Annotated in this window: 18 protein-coding genes; 9 read left to right on the top strand and 9 right to left on the bottom strand. The window is 37.2% G+C overall.

Translation table 11 applies throughout. The annotated features are described in order from the left end of the window. Positions 1–68: 68 nt before the first annotated feature. On the bottom strand, positions 69–1,424 hold the full coding sequence (locus AC1DFT_RS18395; protein ID WP_478160695.1) for a glucose-6-phosphate isomerase: 1,356 nt from the start codon (positions 1,422–1,424) through the stop codon (positions 69–71). Positions 1,425–1,620: 196 nt separating this feature from the next. Here AC1DFT_RS18395 and AC1DFT_RS18390 point away from each other — a divergent pair, with 196 nt between their 5' ends. After that, positions 1,621–2,526 (top strand): LCP family glycopolymer transferase, encoded by a 906-nt coding sequence (locus AC1DFT_RS18390; protein ID WP_478160693.1) that lies wholly within the window; start codon positions 1,621–1,623, stop codon positions 2,524–2,526. 34 nt (positions 2,527–2,560) lie between these two features. On the opposite strand, the gene AC1DFT_RS18385 is transcribed toward AC1DFT_RS18390, so the two are convergent. From AC1DFT_RS18385 to AC1DFT_RS18365, 5 genes are read right to left on the bottom strand one after another with little or no spacing between them, the layout of a single operon-like run. Continuing rightward, positions 2,561–3,715, bottom strand: coding sequence for an aminotransferase class I/II-fold pyridoxal phosphate-dependent enzyme (locus AC1DFT_RS18385; protein WP_478160691.1), 1,155 nt, complete (start codon positions 3,713–3,715; stop codon positions 2,561–2,563). A 22-nt stretch (positions 3,716–3,737) separates the two neighbouring features. After that, positions 3,738–5,021, bottom strand: coding sequence for a TRAP transporter large permease (locus AC1DFT_RS18380; RefSeq protein ID WP_478160689.1), 1,284 nt, complete (start codon positions 5,019–5,021; stop codon positions 3,738–3,740). Then, on the bottom strand, positions 5,018–5,512 hold the full coding sequence (locus tag AC1DFT_RS18375) for a TRAP transporter small permease (protein WP_478160687.1): 495 nt from the start codon (positions 5,510–5,512) through the stop codon (positions 5,018–5,020). The genes AC1DFT_RS18380 and AC1DFT_RS18375 overlap by 4 nt, the downstream gene beginning before the upstream one ends. Positions 5,513–5,541: 29 nt before the next feature. Continuing rightward, positions 5,542–6,564 carry a DctP family TRAP transporter solute-binding subunit gene (locus AC1DFT_RS18370; RefSeq protein WP_478160685.1) on the bottom strand — a complete coding sequence of 341 codons (1,023 nt, stop codon included), beginning with the start codon at positions 6,562–6,564 and terminating at the stop codon, positions 5,542–5,544. Further along, entirely contained in the window at positions 6,561–7,229 is a 669-nt protein-coding gene (locus AC1DFT_RS18365; RefSeq protein ID WP_478160683.1) for a GntR family transcriptional regulator, read from the bottom strand. The genes AC1DFT_RS18370 and AC1DFT_RS18365 overlap by 4 nt, the downstream gene beginning before the upstream one ends. A gap of 103 nt (positions 7,230–7,332) precedes the next feature. On the opposite strand from AC1DFT_RS18365, the gene AC1DFT_RS18360 reads away from it, so the two are divergent. Then, positions 7,333–8,688, top strand: coding sequence for an FAD-binding oxidoreductase (locus AC1DFT_RS18360; protein WP_478160681.1), 1,356 nt, complete (start codon positions 7,333–7,335; stop codon positions 8,686–8,688). Positions 8,689–8,799: 111 nt separating this feature from the next. On the opposite strand, the gene AC1DFT_RS18355 is transcribed toward AC1DFT_RS18360, so the two are convergent. The 3 genes from AC1DFT_RS18355 to AC1DFT_RS18345 form a co-directional block, all read right to left on the bottom strand. Further along, positions 8,800–9,228: a VOC family protein gene (locus AC1DFT_RS18355; RefSeq protein WP_478160679.1), complete on the bottom strand. Its 429-nt coding sequence runs from the start codon at positions 9,226–9,228 to the stop codon at positions 8,800–8,802. Positions 9,229–9,383: 155 nt separating this feature from the next. Continuing rightward, on the bottom strand, positions 9,384–10,367 hold the full coding sequence (gene guaC / locus AC1DFT_RS18350) for a GMP reductase (protein ID WP_478160677.1): 984 nt from the start codon (positions 10,365–10,367) through the stop codon (positions 9,384–9,386). Positions 10,368–10,505: 138 nt separating this feature from the next. Then, on the bottom strand, positions 10,506–10,919 hold the full coding sequence (locus AC1DFT_RS18345; protein ID WP_478160675.1) for a hypothetical protein: 414 nt from the start codon (positions 10,917–10,919) through the stop codon (positions 10,506–10,508). Positions 10,920–11,529: 610 nt separating this feature from the next. On the opposite strand from AC1DFT_RS18345, the gene AC1DFT_RS18340 reads away from it, so the two are divergent. The 7 genes from AC1DFT_RS18340 to AC1DFT_RS18310 all read left to right on the top strand — a co-directional run bounded on the left by AC1DFT_RS18340 (position 11,530) and on the right by AC1DFT_RS18310 (position 18,098). Next, the gene (locus AC1DFT_RS18340; RefSeq protein ID WP_478160673.1) at positions 11,530–11,679 is read left to right on the top strand and encodes a hypothetical protein; all 150 of its coding nucleotides are present in this window, start codon (positions 11,530–11,532) and stop codon (positions 11,677–11,679) included. Between the two features lie 167 nt (positions 11,680–11,846). Next, complete coding sequence (locus AC1DFT_RS18335) at positions 11,847–12,704, top strand: MurR/RpiR family transcriptional regulator (protein WP_478160671.1); 858 nt, start codon at positions 11,847–11,849, stop codon at positions 12,702–12,704. After that, entirely contained in the window at positions 12,701–13,828 is a 1,128-nt protein-coding gene (locus AC1DFT_RS18330) for a M20 peptidase aminoacylase family protein (protein WP_478160669.1), read from the top strand. The genes AC1DFT_RS18335 and AC1DFT_RS18330 overlap by 4 nt, the downstream gene beginning before the upstream one ends. A 5-nt stretch (positions 13,829–13,833) precedes the next feature. Further along, positions 13,834–14,658: a GNAT family N-acetyltransferase gene (locus AC1DFT_RS18325; protein ID WP_478160667.1), complete on the top strand. Its 825-nt coding sequence runs from the start codon at positions 13,834–13,836 to the stop codon at positions 14,656–14,658. 1 nt (position 14,659) lies between these two features. Further along, positions 14,660–15,769 (top strand): o-succinylbenzoate synthase, encoded by a 1,110-nt coding sequence (gene menC / locus AC1DFT_RS18320; RefSeq protein WP_478160665.1) that lies wholly within the window; start codon positions 14,660–14,662, stop codon positions 15,767–15,769. Between the two features lie 86 nt (positions 15,770–15,855). Then, a complete protein-coding gene (locus AC1DFT_RS18315; protein ID WP_478160663.1) occupies positions 15,856–16,914 on the top strand; it encodes a YkvI family membrane protein in 1,059 nt (352 codons plus the stop codon). A 134-nt stretch (positions 16,915–17,048) separates the two neighbouring features. Then, on the top strand, positions 17,049–18,098 hold the full coding sequence (locus AC1DFT_RS18310) for a YkvI family membrane protein (RefSeq protein ID WP_478160661.1): 1,050 nt from the start codon (positions 17,049–17,051) through the stop codon (positions 18,096–18,098). Positions 18,099–18,129: the final 31 nt, after the last annotated feature.

Raw genomic sequence — 18,129 nt, 5'->3', positions numbered from 1 at the left:
CTACTCTATAGAAAAAAGGTCAGTACAAAGGAGATTTCCATTGTACTGACCTTTTTTTTCTATAACACTCACTCAAAAATCTCTGCAAGTCTTTCTTCCAATTCTTCTTTCAACGATTCATACCCCGGCTTATTCAGTAGAGCAAAAATATTATTTTTATAAGACTCTACTCCCGGTTGATCAAATGGATTCACTCCCGATAAGTAAGCACTCATTGCGCATGCTTTTTCGTAGAAATAAAGTAAATAGCCTAGGTGATATTCATCTAGTTTATCAATCTCTACTTGAATCACAGGAACGCCACCATCATAATGCGCCAAGATCGAACTATTCTTCGCTATTGTATTAATATCATGAAAGGTTTTGTCTTCTAAGAAGTTTAACTGGTCAAAATTATTCTCTAACAATTGAATTGTACAATCCTCTTGTTGATTGCGAACATGTAAAATCGTTTCAAAAATTTGACGTTTGCCCGCTTGAATATATTGACCAATCGAATGTAAATCCGTTGTATATGTAACAGAAACAGGGAAAATTCCTTTTTCATCTTTCCCTTCACTTTCTCCGAATAATTGCTTCCACCATTCAAAAACATTCCGTAAAGAGGGCTCAAATGAAGCCATTATTTCGATAATATAGCCTTTTTTCTCAAGTAAATATCTAGATAAGGCATATTCATAAGCTTCGTTTTCTTTGTAATTGGAAAACATTAAATCATTCGTTGCTTGCTTGGCACCATCTAGTAGCGCCCTAATATCAATCCCGCCTACTGCTAATGGAAATAATCCGACTGGCGTTAAGACCGAAAAGCGTCCACCTACATCTGCTGGAACTTCAAAGCTTCTGAATCCTCCTTCTTGCGCAAGCTCACGCAGCAAGCCATTGGTTGGATCCGTCGTTAAAATAATTCTATTTTTGATTTCTTCTCCGTAGCGTTTTTCCATATAAGACTTAATAACTCGGAAGGAGATCGCAGGTTCAAGTGTTGTTCCCGATTTAGAAATGACATTTACATATACTTCGCGGTCTTCTACGTATTGAAGTAATTGATTGATATAGGCTCCACTCATATTTTGTCCTGCATAAATTACTTCTGTCTCCCCCATTTTTTTCGAAAAATAAGGGGTCAATGCATCTTGCACTGCTTTTGCTCCTAGATACGAGCCGCCAATTCCAATTACAATTAATACGGCAGATTTTGTTCTTATTTCATTTGCAATAGCAAGCATTTGCTCTATTTCTTTTTGATCCTGTTTTATGGCTAGCTCTACCCAACCTAATGCATCTCTGTCTTTACTTGTTGGTGCGTGCATTTCTTCATGTATCATACTAATTATATTGGTATATTTATTTTTTTCTTCTTCATTTATAAACTTTGATAGTAAAGAAAAGTTTAGTGAGAAGGCTTGTTTTGTAACAGTCAATTAGATTTCCTCCTGCAAGCTTCGAATTCATTTATCCTCCTATATTAGCATATTTCAGGGAGCTTTTCCTCTTAAAGAAGTAGGAAGGTACTTTAGGGTTAAACTTGCGAAATTTTATGCATACTAAGATTACTAATTCTTTAAGTTTATTCATACATATAATCATACCTTTCTAACAACAGAATCGAGGGCTAGCATGTCAAAAAGAATCATTTGGATTACGCTAATTTCCTGTTTTCTACTCGGAGCTGCTATATATGCGAGTATTTTATATAAGGACGTCTCTGTAGCGATTGAAACAGTTCAGGCGCCGGAAATACGTAAAACGTCTAAATTAAGAGAAACAGAAGTAGAGTTGGTAAAGAAAGAACCCTTCTCCTTACTTTTACTGGGGGTAGATGAACGAGCGGAAGATGTCGGACGTTCCGATACGATGATTGTTTTAACTGTCAATCCTACCTTAAACTCCATCAAAATGGTAAGTATTCCACGAGATACATATACCGAAATGATTGGAATGGATAAGATTGATAAGCTTAATCACGCCTATGCTTTTGGTGGGATTGACATGTCCCTCCATTCTGTTGAAAATCTACTGAATATCCCAATTGACTACGTCGTTCAAGTTAATATGGAAAGTTTTCTTCAAATAGTCGACGTAGTTGGCGGAGTTACAGTAGAAAATACAGCTGCATTTACAGAAGATGGGTTTAATTTTAATGAAGGAAATATACATTTAAACGGAGAACAAGCACTTTCTTATGTGCGAATGCGAATGAGCGATCCACTTGGGGATTTTGGTAGACAAGCTAGACAGAAGCTAGTACTACAAGCAGTTTTAAAAGAAGGTGCTTCCATTAATAGTTTGCTTAATTATAAAKAGTTGTTAAGCGTATTTGAACAAAATATCCGTACAAATATGACTTTTGAACAAATGATAGATATACAAAAAGGCTATAAAAATGCATTGAACCAAGTAGATACGATTGCTTTTGAACACGGAGCAGGTAAACGGCTGGATGGTATTTGGTATTATGTGATGGATGAGGAAGAACTCGCACAAGTAACTTTAGAATTAAAAGAGCATTTGGAGTTGAAATAGTAAACAGCCACTAAACTAGTTAGTGGCTATTTTTTTAAAGTGTCTGTATAAATCTTTCTAATCGATTTAGTCCTTCGACCAGAATTGGCATAGCATAAGCATATGAAATCCGAATATACCCTTCGCCAAACGGAGTGAATGTACTTCCCGGAACAACGGCAACTCCACCTTCTTGTAATAGCTTAGTCGCAAAATCGAAGGAACTTAAGCCATATTTTTCAATCGAAGGAAAAATATAAAATGCACCATTGGGCTTTTCAACGGACAGGCCCATTTCCACTAAACGACTATATACATAGTCACGTCTTTTCACATATTCCACGTTCATTTCTTCAGGTGTATCTTTTGCATTCGTCAGTGCTTCGATTGCAGCGTATTGAGCTGGCAAGGAAGCACATATGGAGTTATACGAGTGCACTAACATTACTTGTTTCATAATTGTCGTTGGCCCCATCACAAACCCAATTCTCCACCCTGTCATTGAATGGGACTTCGAAACGCCATGTAGATAAAATAGTTTTTCCCGAAGCTCTTTATATGAAGCGAGAGAAATATGAGCTCCATTAAAGGTATTTTCACTATATATTTCATCTGTAAGAATATAAACATCCTTATCTTTCAACATCTGAACTAAGTCATCCATAGTTTCTTTTTGGATAACAACCCCTGTTGGATTGGAAGGATTATTAAATAAAATAGCTTTTGTTTTTTCTGTTATTAACTTTTCTAGTTCCTTAGTAGATGGCTGAAGACCAGTTTTCGTTGTATCTAAATAGACAACTTTTGCACCGCATAATTCAATAATTGGCACATATCCGGAATAGATTGGAGCTGGTAAAATAACCTCGTCGCCTTCTTCTAGAATCGTACGGAAAATCGAATCTATTCCTTCACTAGCACCATTTGTAATAACGACTTCATGCTGTGGGTCATAGGAAAATCCATATTTGGTAGTGAAAAAGTGACTAACTGCTTCTCGTAGTTCTAGTAATCCAGCGTTATGTGAATAGCCAGTTAAATCTTGTTCGATTGCACGTATTCCTGCCTCTTTTACAGAGAAAGGTGTCGGAAAGTCAGGCTGACCGATTGTTAAATTAATCGCATTCGGAAAGTTCACTAATTGATTCGAAAACTGCCGAATACCTGGGACTTCAAGCGCTTTAGCACGCGCATTAATGCTTAAAGGCATAATATGTCATCCTTCTTTCTAATTACTTAAAAAATCCTGGAAGCCATAAAGACAAGCTTGGCACAAATGTAATAACGATTAAACAAATAATCATCGAGAATAAGAATGGGATTATAGCCATGACAATTTTTTCGAATTTTACATTCCCAACACTCGAGGCTACAAATAAATTTACACCAAGTGGCGGTGTGATAAAACCAATCGCTAAGTTTGCGACCAAAATAACGCCAAAATGGATTGGATCAATTCCAACTGCTACAACTATCGGTAATAAAATAGGTGTTAAAATAACAAGCGCCGAAATCGTATCGATGAACATACCTACTATTAAAAGAATAATATTAATTGCTAGTAATATAACAATAGGATTCGTAGATAACTCGGTTAAAAATAGCGAAATATCATCTGGAACTCTTTCCAAAGTCATAAAATAGGCAAATGAAACCGAAAGTCCGATAATAATCATCGTTGTTGCATTAATGACAACTGCTTCTCGGAAACATTCAAAAACGGATTTCCAAGTCAACTCTTTGTATACATATAGACCTACGATTAACGAATAAACTACCGCAACTACCGCTGCCTCTGTAGGTGAGAAAAAACCTCCGTAAATACCGCCTAAAATAATGACGGGAATTAGAAGTGCCCATTTTGCATCATATGTAGCTTTTAATACATCTTTAAATGAAAAAGTAGTATTTGTTTCGGATTTATAGCCACGCTTTTTTGCGATAAAATAAGCGGTAACCATCAATCCTATACCGATTAATATCCCCGGTAATATACCTGCCAAAAACATACTTCCTACCGAAACACTGCCAATAACTCCATAAAGTACGAAAGGAATACTAGGTGGAATAATGACTCCAATCGATCCTGCCGATGCGGAAACCGCTGCTGCGAATCCTCCGTCGTACTTCTTATCTTTCATTTCCGGAATCATAAATCCACCAATCGCAGCTACAGTTGCTGGACCAGAACCAGAAATTGCCGCGAAAAACATCGAAGCTACTACCGTTACTAGTGATAATCCACCAACGATCCACCCGACCATGGCAGCCGCCATATCGAGTAATCGCTTCGATACGCCCCCTTTACTCATTAGCACCCCCGCTAACATGAAAAAGGGAATGGCCAAAAGTGGAAAAGAATCCAAAGAAGTGAATGCTTTTTGTGCAATAATACCTAAGGGTAAAGTAGAGCCAAAATAGATTGCAACAAGAGCAGATACCCCTAGTGAAATGGCAATAGGAACGCCGATAAGTAAACAGATGAACAATGTACCAAATAATAATGCTACCGTCATATGATTATCTCCTCATCAGCAGGTTTTTCATAATTACCTTTCCACACCTCAACTAGCTGAACAATTAATCGAATTGCCATCCCTGCTCCACCAAGTGGAATTGCTAGAAAGGCAATCCAAATAGGAATTTGCATAGCTGGTGCAAGTTGTCCATGTTTCAAACTACTTAACACAAGCTGTGTTCCAAACACCGCAAGAAATAATGCCATAATGAACCATACGATAATAGATAATGTTTCTAATATTTGGCGGAACACGCCGTGAAAGCGCGTGATAAACGCTTCCACTCGTATATGCTGGCGTAATTTCACCGCATAACTTGCCCCAATCCATACTTGGAAAATATGAATATATCGTGCAAGCTCCTCCGTCCAACTAGGTGCGGAATCGAATACTTTTCGTCCAACAACCTGACCAAAAATTAGTGCAACCATAACCGCAAGTGACAAAACGAGTAGTATTTCTTCAAACTTTGAAAATTTCTTTAACACACTACATCCCCCATCCTTTTTTCACTTGCTTATTGTTGATTTGCATCCTTCGCCATATTTACTAGGTCTTCTCCGATTTCCGGTACATATTTGTCATAAACTGTTTTCGTTGCTTCTCTAAATTCATTGCGTTGTTCATCCGTTAGCTCATTTACTTGCATGCCATTTTCTTTCAAGTCATTTAAAAAATCMACATCTTGTTCTTGCGCAATTTTTCTTTGCTCCGTGCGGTATTCTTCAGATGCTTTCACTACAAGCTCTTGTAGATCTGCTGGTAAGCTATTATAAAAATCATTATTCATCAGTAAGATTGTTGCTGCGTATACGTGGCTTGTCAACGTTAAATAGTCTTGCACTTCGTAAAACTTGTTCGTATAGTAAAGCGAAATTGGTGACTCCATTGCATCATATGTTTTTTGTTGAAGTGCTGTATATAATTCACCGAATGCAAATGGTGAAGCATTAGCTCCGAACGCTTTAAATGTGTCTGTGTGTACTGGATTTTCAAGTGTACGATATTTCAACCCTTTTAAATCGTCTGTCCCTTGAATTGGTCCGTTATTATTAGACATATGACGGAAACCATTTTCGGCAAAGACAAGCCCTTTCAAATCATTGTTTTCCAGTTCCCCTAATAATTGTTGTCCAAGTTCTCCGTCCAACGCGCGGTATGCCGCTTCATTGTTATCAAATAAAAACGGTAAGTCGAATACCATAAACTTTTTGTTAAATGAAGCTAGTGGTGCCACTGCTGGAATTGTCATTTCCACATTTCCAAGTTGAACTGCCTCAATTGCTTCCCGGTCGGATGGATAAAGTTGTCCATTTGGATATAACTCTACTTTTAAACGACCATCTGACTCTTTTTCAAGTGTTTCTTTATATGTTTTTGCGGCTAAGTGAGAAGATTGTTCCTCTGAAACTAAATATGCAATTCGAATTGTATATGCATCCTGCTCTTCCCCTTTTACACTAGTTGAATTCTCCGTAGGTCTTCCACATGCTGTAAGCGCTAACATAGTTATTAATAATAAAGCTACTAATTTCTTCATTTGTTTTCCTCCCCAGTATAATAATTTAGAAATCTTTCTTCGACGTTATCTAGATGTATAATCATAAGTTGTTTGGCTAAAACATTTTCCCGTTTTTGTAATGCTTGGACAATTTCCACATGTTCTGTATAAGCATCACTTGCACTGATTGGTAATGTATTGGATAGAAATAAAAACGCTCGATTGACCCCAGTATTCATTTGGCTAATCAGTTCAGCCAATTTCACATTCCCTCCAATATTTGCAAGAAGTAAATGAAACTCCCGATCGAAATCCATAAATGAATTGTAATCATTGACATCAATTGCTTCTAATTGTCCTTCCAAGTTCTTTTGTAATGCATACAGTACTTGATCAGAAAGTTGATCTGCATTTTTTTCGATATTATGGATTTCTAAAAGTTTTCTAATTTCCATATAATGCAAGGCATTATCTTTCGTAAATGTAGCTACTGTTGCTGGTCTTGCTTTATGCATATTTACAAGACCTTCAGCGGCAAGACGCTTTAATGCTTCACGAATGGGAGTTCTACTAATACCTAAATCTGAAGCCAACTTTTCTTCTGGCAGTTCCTCCTCTTGTGCAAGTTTACCAGCAATAATTGCATCTTTAATACTGCTGAAAGCTTGATCTGCAAGCGATTCTTTTTGAATAATTTTTTTCAATTTGAATCACTCCCTTCTGTATACTGTATACAATCATAATATATTATGCTATTCTACTTGTAAATATAAATTTTTGAATTTTTGAAAAGTTGGGTGATTAATAGTGGAAATAGAAGAAGTTATACAATTGATTGGAAATGAAAAAGTTAGCCAAAGTGAATCTGAGCTTTATCGACATAGCAGGGATGAATCTTCCCACTCTTTTGTGGAACCAGATTTTGTTGTCTTCCCAGAAAATGTAGATGATGTAGTAAAAGTGCTTCAATTTGCAAATGAACATGATATAGCAGTTACACCATTTGGTGCCGGGTCCGGCTTGGAAGGTCAAGCAATTCCTATTCATAAAGGTATTTCATTAAACTTCGACCGTATGAATAAAGTGATAGAGTTTTCACCAGAGGATTTAATGATCACAGTTGAACCTGGAATGACTCGACTTCAACTGAACGAATATGTAAATAGGTATGGGCTATACTTTCCAATCGACCCAGGTGCAGATGCATCCATCGGTGGAATGGTCGCAACAAATGCAAGCGGAACAACCGCAGTGAGATACGGATCGATGCGTGATCAAGTACTCGATTTGGAAGTAGTACTGGCAAATGGTACCTTAATACATACAGGTTCCAAAGCGAAAAAATCCTCTTCTGGTTATCATTTGAACGGGATATTCACAGGATCGGAAGGTACACTTGGTGTTATAACGAAAATTACCGTAAAATTGCACGGCATTCCTGAAAAAGTGTTAGCAGCACGATGTACGTTCCAAACACCTGGTGAGTGTGCCGAAGCAGCTCAAGTCGTATTATCTAGTGGTATTCAAGTAATGCGCATGGAACTCGTGGATGCGGAAAGTATTAAACAAGTAAATGAATATGGTGGTTATTCATTCCCAGCGGAACATTCCTTATTTTTTGAGTTTGCCGGTGCTCCAAACATTGTGGAAGAAGAAGCTATGGTAGTAGAAGAACTGATGAAAGAGTTAGGGTCTAATAACTGGGAGCGCGCTAATTCCTCTAAAGAAAGAGCAGACTTATGGAAAGCCAGACACGAAATGGCATATGCCTATAAACATATTAAAGGCAAAGTATCGACGGGCTCTGATTCATGCGTGCCGATTTCAAAATTAGCAGAAATGGTTGTGTTTGGCCGCGAGTTATTGGAAGAAAGCGGACTGATTGGCGGAGTATTTGGACATGTCGGTGATGGTAATTTCCACACACTTGTTATGTACGATCCAAATGATCCGTTGGAAGTAGAAAAAGCGGAATATACGAATGAACAAATTGCCCTAAAAGCGATTAAACTGGGCGGTACTTGTACAGGAGAGCATGGTGTCGGTTTAGGTAAGATGAAATATCAAGTGACCGAGCACGGAGAAGCGGTGGAATTGATGAAATCCGTGAAATCTTTGTTTGATCCGAAGGGGATATTGAATCCTGGGAAAATGTTTTATTGATGACGGGGGTTTTGCGCAACGTTAGGGAGCTTTCCCGCAACGTTCGTACCCATTTGCGCAACATGAAAGGCTGTCCAACTATTTTGGTTGAACAGCCTTTTTATTAATTTACTATTGTTTTAGTTCTTCGCTTTCGTGGCTAAATTGCCATTCGATGCCGAATTTATCTTTTAGCGCTCCGTAGGATTTGCTCCAAAATGTTTCTTGCAATTCCATAGTTACTGTTCCGCCCTCTTTAAGTGCTTCAAAAGCTGCATGAATGTCCTCTTCATTTTTGCTAACAAAGGCTAGGCTAATATTATTTCCTAAGATAAAAGGAGAACCTGGGAATGTATCGGAAAACATCACATTACTCCCATTAATGTTTAATCGAGTGTGCATAACTAGATTTTTTGCTTCTTCTGGTAAGGTATAATTTGGATCTTGAGGTGCCTCTCCGAAAGTCATAATTTGTGGTTTTTCTGTTTTAAAAACTTCTGCATAAAATTCTGCAGCCTCGCGACAATTCCCATTAAAATTAAGATAAATATCTACAGCCATTTGACACACTCCTCTAGTGATTGAATTATTCATTCAATGATGAATGACACTATTATTGTACCATTTGATTATTAAAAATAATATTAATAACTAATCCTTCATTGAACTAAGAAAGAGAGCGAGAAAAAAACTCGCTCCCCATTTAATACCAATTATTAATACACTTTATCCCCGTTGAAAATGGAGTTTTTCACGATTACATAATCTACGTTACGAATGGCATCTAGTTTATTGCCGCCTGCATAAGAAATAGAAGATTGGAGATCTTGTTCCATTTCAGTAAGCGTGTCTTGTAAAGCACCTTTGTGCTCGACGAACATTTTCTTGCCTTCTACGTTTTTCTTTTCGCCTTTTTGGAATTCAGAAGCGGAACCGAAATATTCTTTATAACGTTTTCCATCTTTTTCAATTGTATTCCCTGGAGATTCCTCATGCCCTGCAAATAACGAACCAATCATAACCATCGATGCGCCAAAACGCACTGATTTAGCAATATCGCCATGCGTACGAATTCCTCCGTCTGCAATAATCGGTTTGCTTGCCGCTTTTGCACACCAACGTAGCGCCGCTAATTGCCAACCACCAGTTCCAAATCCAGTTTTAATCTTCGTAATACATACTTTACCAGGTCCGATCCCTACTTTGGTAGCGTCTGCACCAGCATTTTCTAATTCTCTTACCGCTTCAGGAGTACCTACATTTCCCGCGATAACGAAACTTTGAGGCAAATGCTTTTTAATATGTTGAACCATTGCAATGACCGCGTTTGAATGACCATGTGCAATATCGATTGTAATGAACTCAGGTATAAGCTGTTCAGCTGCTAATTGTTCAATAAATGCATATTCTTCCTCTTTGACCCCAACACTAATCGATGCGATTAATCCACGTGACTGCATATCCTTTGTAAATGCGATACGTGTCTCTGGTTCAAAACGATGCATAATATAAAAGTAACCATTTTCCGCTAAATAATTTGCAATTTTTTCGTCTATAATTGTCTGCATATTGGCAGGTACTACAGGCAACTTAAACGTATGCCCACCTAAAGTTACAGTTGTATCACATTCTGATCGGCTATTTACAATACATTTTGCCGGAATTAATTGAATATCTTCATAATCGAATACGTTTTCCATATTTCACACTCCAAAATACGAATATTAGTTTTAGGAAAAACAAAATTGTTCGTCCATTGGGTAATTTACAGTATTTTTAGAAGTATGTCAACGAATTACTGTTGAAAATAAAAAAAGAGTCTATTTAGACCCCTTTTACTAGTTTTCTGTATTTAGCAGAAATACGTCTTGTTCAATTTGGCTTACTTTATGTTTTAAATATTTCACATCATGTATAGCCGTCTTTTTAGTCAACTCTTCAACGAATATAAGTCTTTGGTCAACTTGATCAAAGCGAGTATCTACCACTTCAAATAGTAGGCTGATTTCGGCAAAGCCTTTGTCTAATCGTGCATGGACTTCCAATAAACCATTGTCAATTTTCGCGTCTAATTTGTCTAAACGTGTATCTATTGTATCTATTCGGGTATTCATGGAATCCAATCTTGTATCTATGGAATCTATTCGTATATTCATGGAATCCAATCGTGTATCCATTGTATCTATTCGTGTATTCATGGAATCCATATTTTCATTTAGTTTTGTAAGAACTTCCAATATTTGTTTTTCCATTTCATATCACTCCTGTATCATCCAGTATAAGGTTTACCCAAGTCAAAATAAAGTCATAACTAGTATAATATTGGCGTATTCTAATAGAAGGACTTTTCAAAATACCCTTTATTTAAGCATTTTAACATGTGTTTCGATTGATTTTATTCTGTCTGCTAATTCCAATACTGCTTGCATTAATTGTACTTGTTCTGTTTTGGTTATCGTTGTATGTTGTTCCATCTGTTTAACTGATTTCTCTACCCTTTGTATGCTGTGACTCATTACTTTTACAAATTGTTCGGTCGACAGTTTTTTCAGCTCCTTTCATTTAATTTCCATTGTAATAGACTTTTAAGTTATTTCAAATGTCGGAATTCACCATAAATTACAACAATAATGTTTTAAGAGGATAAATTTGTCTGAAATTGCATTTTGGATGCTTTTACACACTTAAAATTAAATTTTGGAATTATAGCAATAACTCCGATATTGACATTAAAAAATACGCTCGGATAAGAGCACAGTTTGCTTCCAATCTCGAGTTTATTCAATTAAAACGAATGTTCCATCAAATATTTTTCCGGTACTTTAATATACTAGTATTAAAGCTTTGAAGGAGGAGTGTCTTATGTATTCAAATCCAATTGATCCTGAGGAGTTGGCTATGCGAAAAGATTTAGATGTCATTGCTTCTCTGAATATGATTGGAGAAGGGGGACCAGTTCACAACTTAGAGGAAGAAAGGGAAAATTTCATCGAAACTAATAAAAGTTCTTAATATCCTTGCCGCTCTTCCCCACTACACGTGGGGATTTTTTTATATAAAAAGCACCTAATATATTGAATTCACCTGAATATTGTGATAAATTTAGTTAAGTCAAAATGAAGTGAATACTTCATATTTTTAACGAAATGATGAATTTCCTTCACAAAGGGGTTTGAGCTTTGGTATTACTAGATTTAATACGTGAACATTTTAAAACGATGTCGAAAGGTCAAAAGAAAATTGCGAACTACGTATCGGAGCATCCGAATGATATTGCATTATATTCGGCGGCAGAGTTTGGTTCCAGAATTGGGATTAGTGAATCCACCGTTATTCGTTTTTCAAATTCACTTGGTTTTTCCGGCTATACGGAATTACAAAAATTAGTTAGAGAACAATTTTTTAAAGAAAGTAGTTTAACGAGTTATCAGCAGTCGAAAATGGTTATTCCCAAAAATAACAGTTTCCACAAAACGGTAATGGAACAAGACCGGGAATCTATTTTAACGACAATGAATCAAATAGATGAACAGGCGTATCAGACAGCAGTCCAACGTTTATCCAGTGCGAAATCCGTCTATGTACTCGGTCTTCGAACTTCTTTTTCGGCTGCTAATTGGCTTTCCTTTTCTTTAGGGTTAGTAAAAGAAAATGTCCATTTTATGCGACCTGATACAGAAGATGTTATCCGTACGATTACTCAAATGGATGAGCATTCTGTTGTCATTATTATTTCATTCCATCGCTATTTGAAAGAAACGATTCAAATAGCCGGGCTTATACGCAACCAAAAGTCATATATTATAGGAATAAGTGACTCAATATTAGCGCCAATTCATGCCTATAGTGATGTCTTGTTCCCGATTTATGCAGCTAACAAATCTACTTTAGATGCTGTCTCTCCCCTTTTTTCCTTTATGAATGCGATTGTTGCTGGTTTAATCGTGGAGCAAAAAGAGGATTTCATGAAAAGGCAAGCGCTTTATGAAACGATTCCGAGTCATTTTCTATTTGAGGAAGGAAAGGATCCAATATGAAACAAGCATTATTCGATATAAAACCTACTGTGGAAGCAGTATTTCAACATCTCCATGCTAATCCTGAAATTAGCTGGAATGAATTTTTAACGACTGCCTATTTGAAAGATTTTCTGATTCAAGAAGGATTCCAAGTTACTACTTTCGATGATTCGACTGGTTTAGTTGTAACAATTGGTAGTGGTAAACCTTGTGTTGGACTCCGGACAGATATGGATGCGCTTTGGCAGGAAGTGGAAGGGGAGTTTAAAGCCAATCATTCTTGCGGACATGATGCACATATGACGATGGCTTTAGGGACGCTTCTTTTATTGAAAAAACTAGGCATTCCAAATGAAGGTACATTAAAAGTATTATTTCAGCCGGCGGAGGAGAAAGGTACAGGCGCTCTTTCTTATATTGATAAAGGCCTAGTAGATGATATTGACTATTTATACGGTGTACATCTTCGTCCAATTCAAGAAATTCGCAATGGCTATGCTGCTCCAGCCATTTTGCACGGTGCAGCAAAACTAATAAGCGGGAAAATACATGGAGTGGAGGCACATGGTGCAAGACCACATCTTGGCGTTAATGCAATTGAAGTCGGTGCACAAATGGTGCAAGCCATACAAGCTATTTATTTAGATCCGATGATGTCGTATTCTGCAAAATTGACTAAATTCCAAGCTGGTGGTGAATCTGCTAATATTATTCCCGGAAACGCTGAATTTAGTATCGATGTTCGAGCACAATCAAATAGCGCGATGAATGAATTGATAGCTAAAGTAGAGCATGCCATTAGTTCGGTTGCCAAACTAAATAATATTACAATCGATTTTCAAATCGAAACAGAGATTGCGGCAGCGGAAGTCGATGATTCAGCTGTTGAATTAATGAAAAGGGCAATCATCGATACGATTGGCCCAAATTATTACATCCCTCCTATCGTTACACCAGGTGGAGAAGATTTTCATTTTTATACATTAAAAAGACCTCACATAAAGGCGACGATGCTTGGACTAGGCTGCGATTTAACTCCTGGATTACATCATCCAAATATGACGTTTAACCGAGATTGTATAATAACTGGAATTGAAATTCTAGCCCGTACAATCATTGGTACTTTTCGAACAAAGGAGTAAATAATATGAACCAAATTACGATGCGCGTGTTAAAAACGGTCGAGGAAATGCAGCTCGTTCAACAATTAGAAGAGATCGTTTGGGGTATGGGTGCAATTCCGGTCCATCAAACGCTTACTGCAATTAAAAATGGTGGATTAATCATCGGCGCATTTGACGAGGAAAAATTAGTCGGCTTTTCCTATGGTTTTGCTGGCTATCAAAACAAAGAAGCGTATTTATGCTCCCATATGCTTGGTATTCATCCAGATTACCAATTGCAAGGAATCGGTAAAAAATTAAAAGAAGAACAACTTATCGTGGCAAAAGAAATGGGTTATAAACTGATTACTTGGACATTTGATCCACTGGAAAGTCGCAATGCTTATTTGAACGTTTCCAAACTTTATGGCATCGTTGATACGTATATTGAAAACTGCTACGGGGAAATGACGGGTGGGATTAACGCTGGCTTACCAACGGATCGTTTACAAATTGAATGGTGGATTACAAGTGAGCGTGTCGAGGAAAAATGGATGCCAAGCAATATAGTTTTCGACAATCCTTTTCAAACCATTTTGTCTGAACAAGACCAACCTGTATTATTGGAACCCGATTCATTTGAACCAACTGGACAAGGATATGAAGTACCTATTCTCCAGCAATTTCAAGAAATGAAAAAAATAAGTCCTGAAACAGCATTGCAATGGCGTTTGCAAATACGAAAAATCATGCAAACACTCTTTTCAAAAGACTACACGCTCGTTGCAGTCCGAAAAACAGATGAACCGGTAAACTACTATCAATTCGTGCACAAAACAACAATTCCGTTACAAACAAAGGAGAACTAATATGCTAATCAAAGAAATTAATATCCGCAAAATGAAAATGACAATGAAAACCCCTTTTACTACAAGTTTCGGTACATTCCAAGATAAAGAGTTCCTTCTATTAGAAGTGACAGATGAACTCGGAAATACAGGTTGGGGCGAATCCACAGCATTCCACTCCCCATGGTATAACGAGGAAACACTTGAAACCAATTTACATATGATYCGAGATTTTCTAATACCGCTTGTATTGAATAAAGAAATTGCGCATCCAGATGAAGTAAATGAACTCTTTGCTCCTCTTCGTAAAAATAATATGGCGAAAGCAACAGTGGAGGGTGCTATATGGGACTTATATGCAAAACGAAATCAAATGACTTTGGCTCAAGCACTTGGTGGAACCGCTGAAAAAATTGAAGTCGGCATTAGTATCGGTATTCAGAAAAGCGCTGAAGATTTAATCGAATTAGTTCGTGGATATGTAGCTGAAGGTTACAAACGAATGAAAGTGAAGATTAAACCAGGCTTTGATATAGATGTCATAAAAGCACTTCGCGAAGCATTTCCACAAGTTCCATTAATGGCAGATGCGAATTCTGCATATACATTGGATGATATCGATATTTTAAAACAACTAGATCAATTCAATTTGACGATGATTGAACAGCCTTTAGCTTCGGATGATATTATCGATCATGCAAAATTACAAAAAGAGTTAAAAACGCCAATTTGTTTGGATGAAAGTATTCATTCATTGGAAGATGCTCGCAAAGCAGTGGAGCTTGGCAGTACTAAAATTATTAATATTAAAATCGGACGTGTTGGTGGCTTAACTGAATCGAAAAAAATTCATGACTACTGTATGGAAAATAACATTCCTGTATGGTGTGGTGGTATGTTAGAGTCAGGAATTGGACGCGCTCATAATGTAGCTTTGACGACTCTTTCGAACTTTATCTTACCCGGTGATACTGCTGGTTCTTCTCGTTATTGGGAAGAAGATGTGATCACACCTGAAGTAGTAGCAGAAGATGGTTATATTACAGTACCTACAAATTACGGGATTGGATATGAGCCGAATATCCAGGCAATGAATCGTTACACGGTGGATACATTTAACTTTAAAGGATAATTAAATAAGCGCCCTTTACTTTTTACAGATTGGGCGCTTTCCGCATAAAATTATCAGAATAATTCAAATAATGGAGAGTGCAATATATGAAAAAAAGTTTTCAAATTGGTTCAGCTTTTATTGGTATTATCGTGGGGGCAGGTTTTGCTTCGGGGCAAGAAATTTTACAGTTTTTCTCTAGTTTCGGTTATATAGGTATTGCAGGTTCGATCGTTGCTGCTGCTCTTTTTGCTTTCCTTGGTATGAATTTAACGCAATTAGGAAGTAGGCTTCAAACGACTTCTCATAAAGATGTTATTTACCATATTTGTGGCCGGTATTTAGGTGCTTTTGTGGACATTATTATTACGTTTTTCTTGTTCGGTGTAACGGTTGTTATGTTCTCCGGGGCTGGTGCGATTTTTGAAGAACAATTTGGTTTACCCGCAGTTGTAGGTGGGTTATTTATGGCGGTTGTTACGGTGGCAACTGTTACGTTAAATGTGCAAAAGGTTATTGGTTTGATTAGTTCGGTTACCCCATTCTTATTAATAATGGTTGTAGTAATTGCAGGATATTCTTTGTTCCATTTCGATCCCTCTTCACTGGATATGGAGACGGCCGTTGCCAAAACATCTCCAGCCGCTTCTAATTGGATTATGGGTGCCTTACTCTATGTATCTTATAATATCGCAGCCGGCGTGGCGATGATTACGGTAATTGGTGGGACGGTAAAAGATCAAAAAGTTGCAGGACGCGGTGGAATTATCGGTGGGCTTGGATTAGGTTTACTAATACTGCTAATTAATATTTCGATGTTAACACAAATGGATAAAATTGCGGATGTCGCAATGCCAATGATTACACTTTCAAATGCAATGCACCCAGTTGTTGGGTATATTATGGCAATTGTTCTTATTGGGATGATTTATAACACCGCGGTTGCCATGCTTTATGCGTTTTCTGCACGTGTCGTGAAACCCGAAAAACCTTCGTTTAAAGTATTTACTATTCTATTTGGTGCGATTGCATTTATTGCTAGTTTCTTAGGTTTTGTGAATCTTGTTGGGACTGTGTATCCAATTACGGGTTATTTAGGTTTCTTACTCATTGCTGCGATTATTGTTTCTTGGTTTATGTATAAACGAAAAGGTGCAAGAGTTTAATAGATACAGAGGTGATTCGCTGCCTTCGCGAAGCTTTTCCAACTATTCCACTCATGTCGGGCGTAAACTCAGCGTATATTGTATAAGATATCAAAATATCTGCAACTTATCAGAAAACAAAAGGAGCCCAATATATGAAAAAAAGCCTTCAAATCGGATCCGCATTTATCGGGATTGTCGTTGGAGCAGGCTTTGTATCAGGACAAGAAATATTGTTATTTTTCACGAGTTATGGTTATCTAGGCATTGCTGGTTCAATTCTTGCAACTATATTATTGGCCTTTCTCGGGATGAATTTAACGCAACTTGGTAGTCGTTTACAAACGACGTCGCATGAGAAGGTCATTTATCATATTTGTGGTCCGTATTTAGGTTTTGTTATCGATATGGTTATTACCTGTTTGTTATTTGGCATGACTATTATTATGTTTGCTGGAGCAGGTGTTGTTTTTGAGGAGCAGTTTGGATTATCTGCTTTGATGGGTAGTTTAACTATGGCAATTATTACGATTATCACTGTAACATTAAATGTTCAAAAAGTAATTGGATTGATTGGAGCAATTACTCCATTTCTAGTAGTAATTATTTTGATCATAACAGCCTATTCGGTGTTCTATTATGATTCAAGCATAGACTATAAAACTGTGAGTGCAGGAACAACTCCACCGGTCTCTCATTGGGGCCTTGGTGCATTATTATACGTTTCTTATAATATTGCTGCTGGTGTGGCGATGATTACCGTTATATCCGGTACTGTTAAAAATCAAAAAGTGGCTGGTTGGGGCGGAATTTTTGGTGGACTTGGACTTGGGTTGCTTATTGTACTCATGAATATATCGATGTTCACACAAATTGATACGATTAAAAATACATCGATGCCAATGGTTACTTTAGCAAATAATATGCATCCTATTATCGGTTTTATTATGGCGGTTGTTCTTATTGGCATGATTTATAACACAGCTGTTGCGATGCTGTATGCATTTTGCGCCCGTATTGTAAAATCAGGAAAGACTACTTTTAAAGCATTTACTGTTTTTTCTGGTGTTATTGCTTTTTTCGCCAGCTCTTTAGGATTCGTCTATCTTATCGGAACGATTTACCCTGTGACCGGTTATTTAGGTATCTTGCTCATAGCGGCGATTATCGTATCTTGGTTTACATATCGAAGAAAAGTTTATTGAAAATAAAGGTAGAGACCCATTCGCTAGAATC

The organism is Psychrobacillus sp. 05T411, from assembly GCF_056396485.1.
Note: the sequence above shows the minus strand (reverse complement) of the source record. Positions and strands in the feature narration are given on the sequence as shown.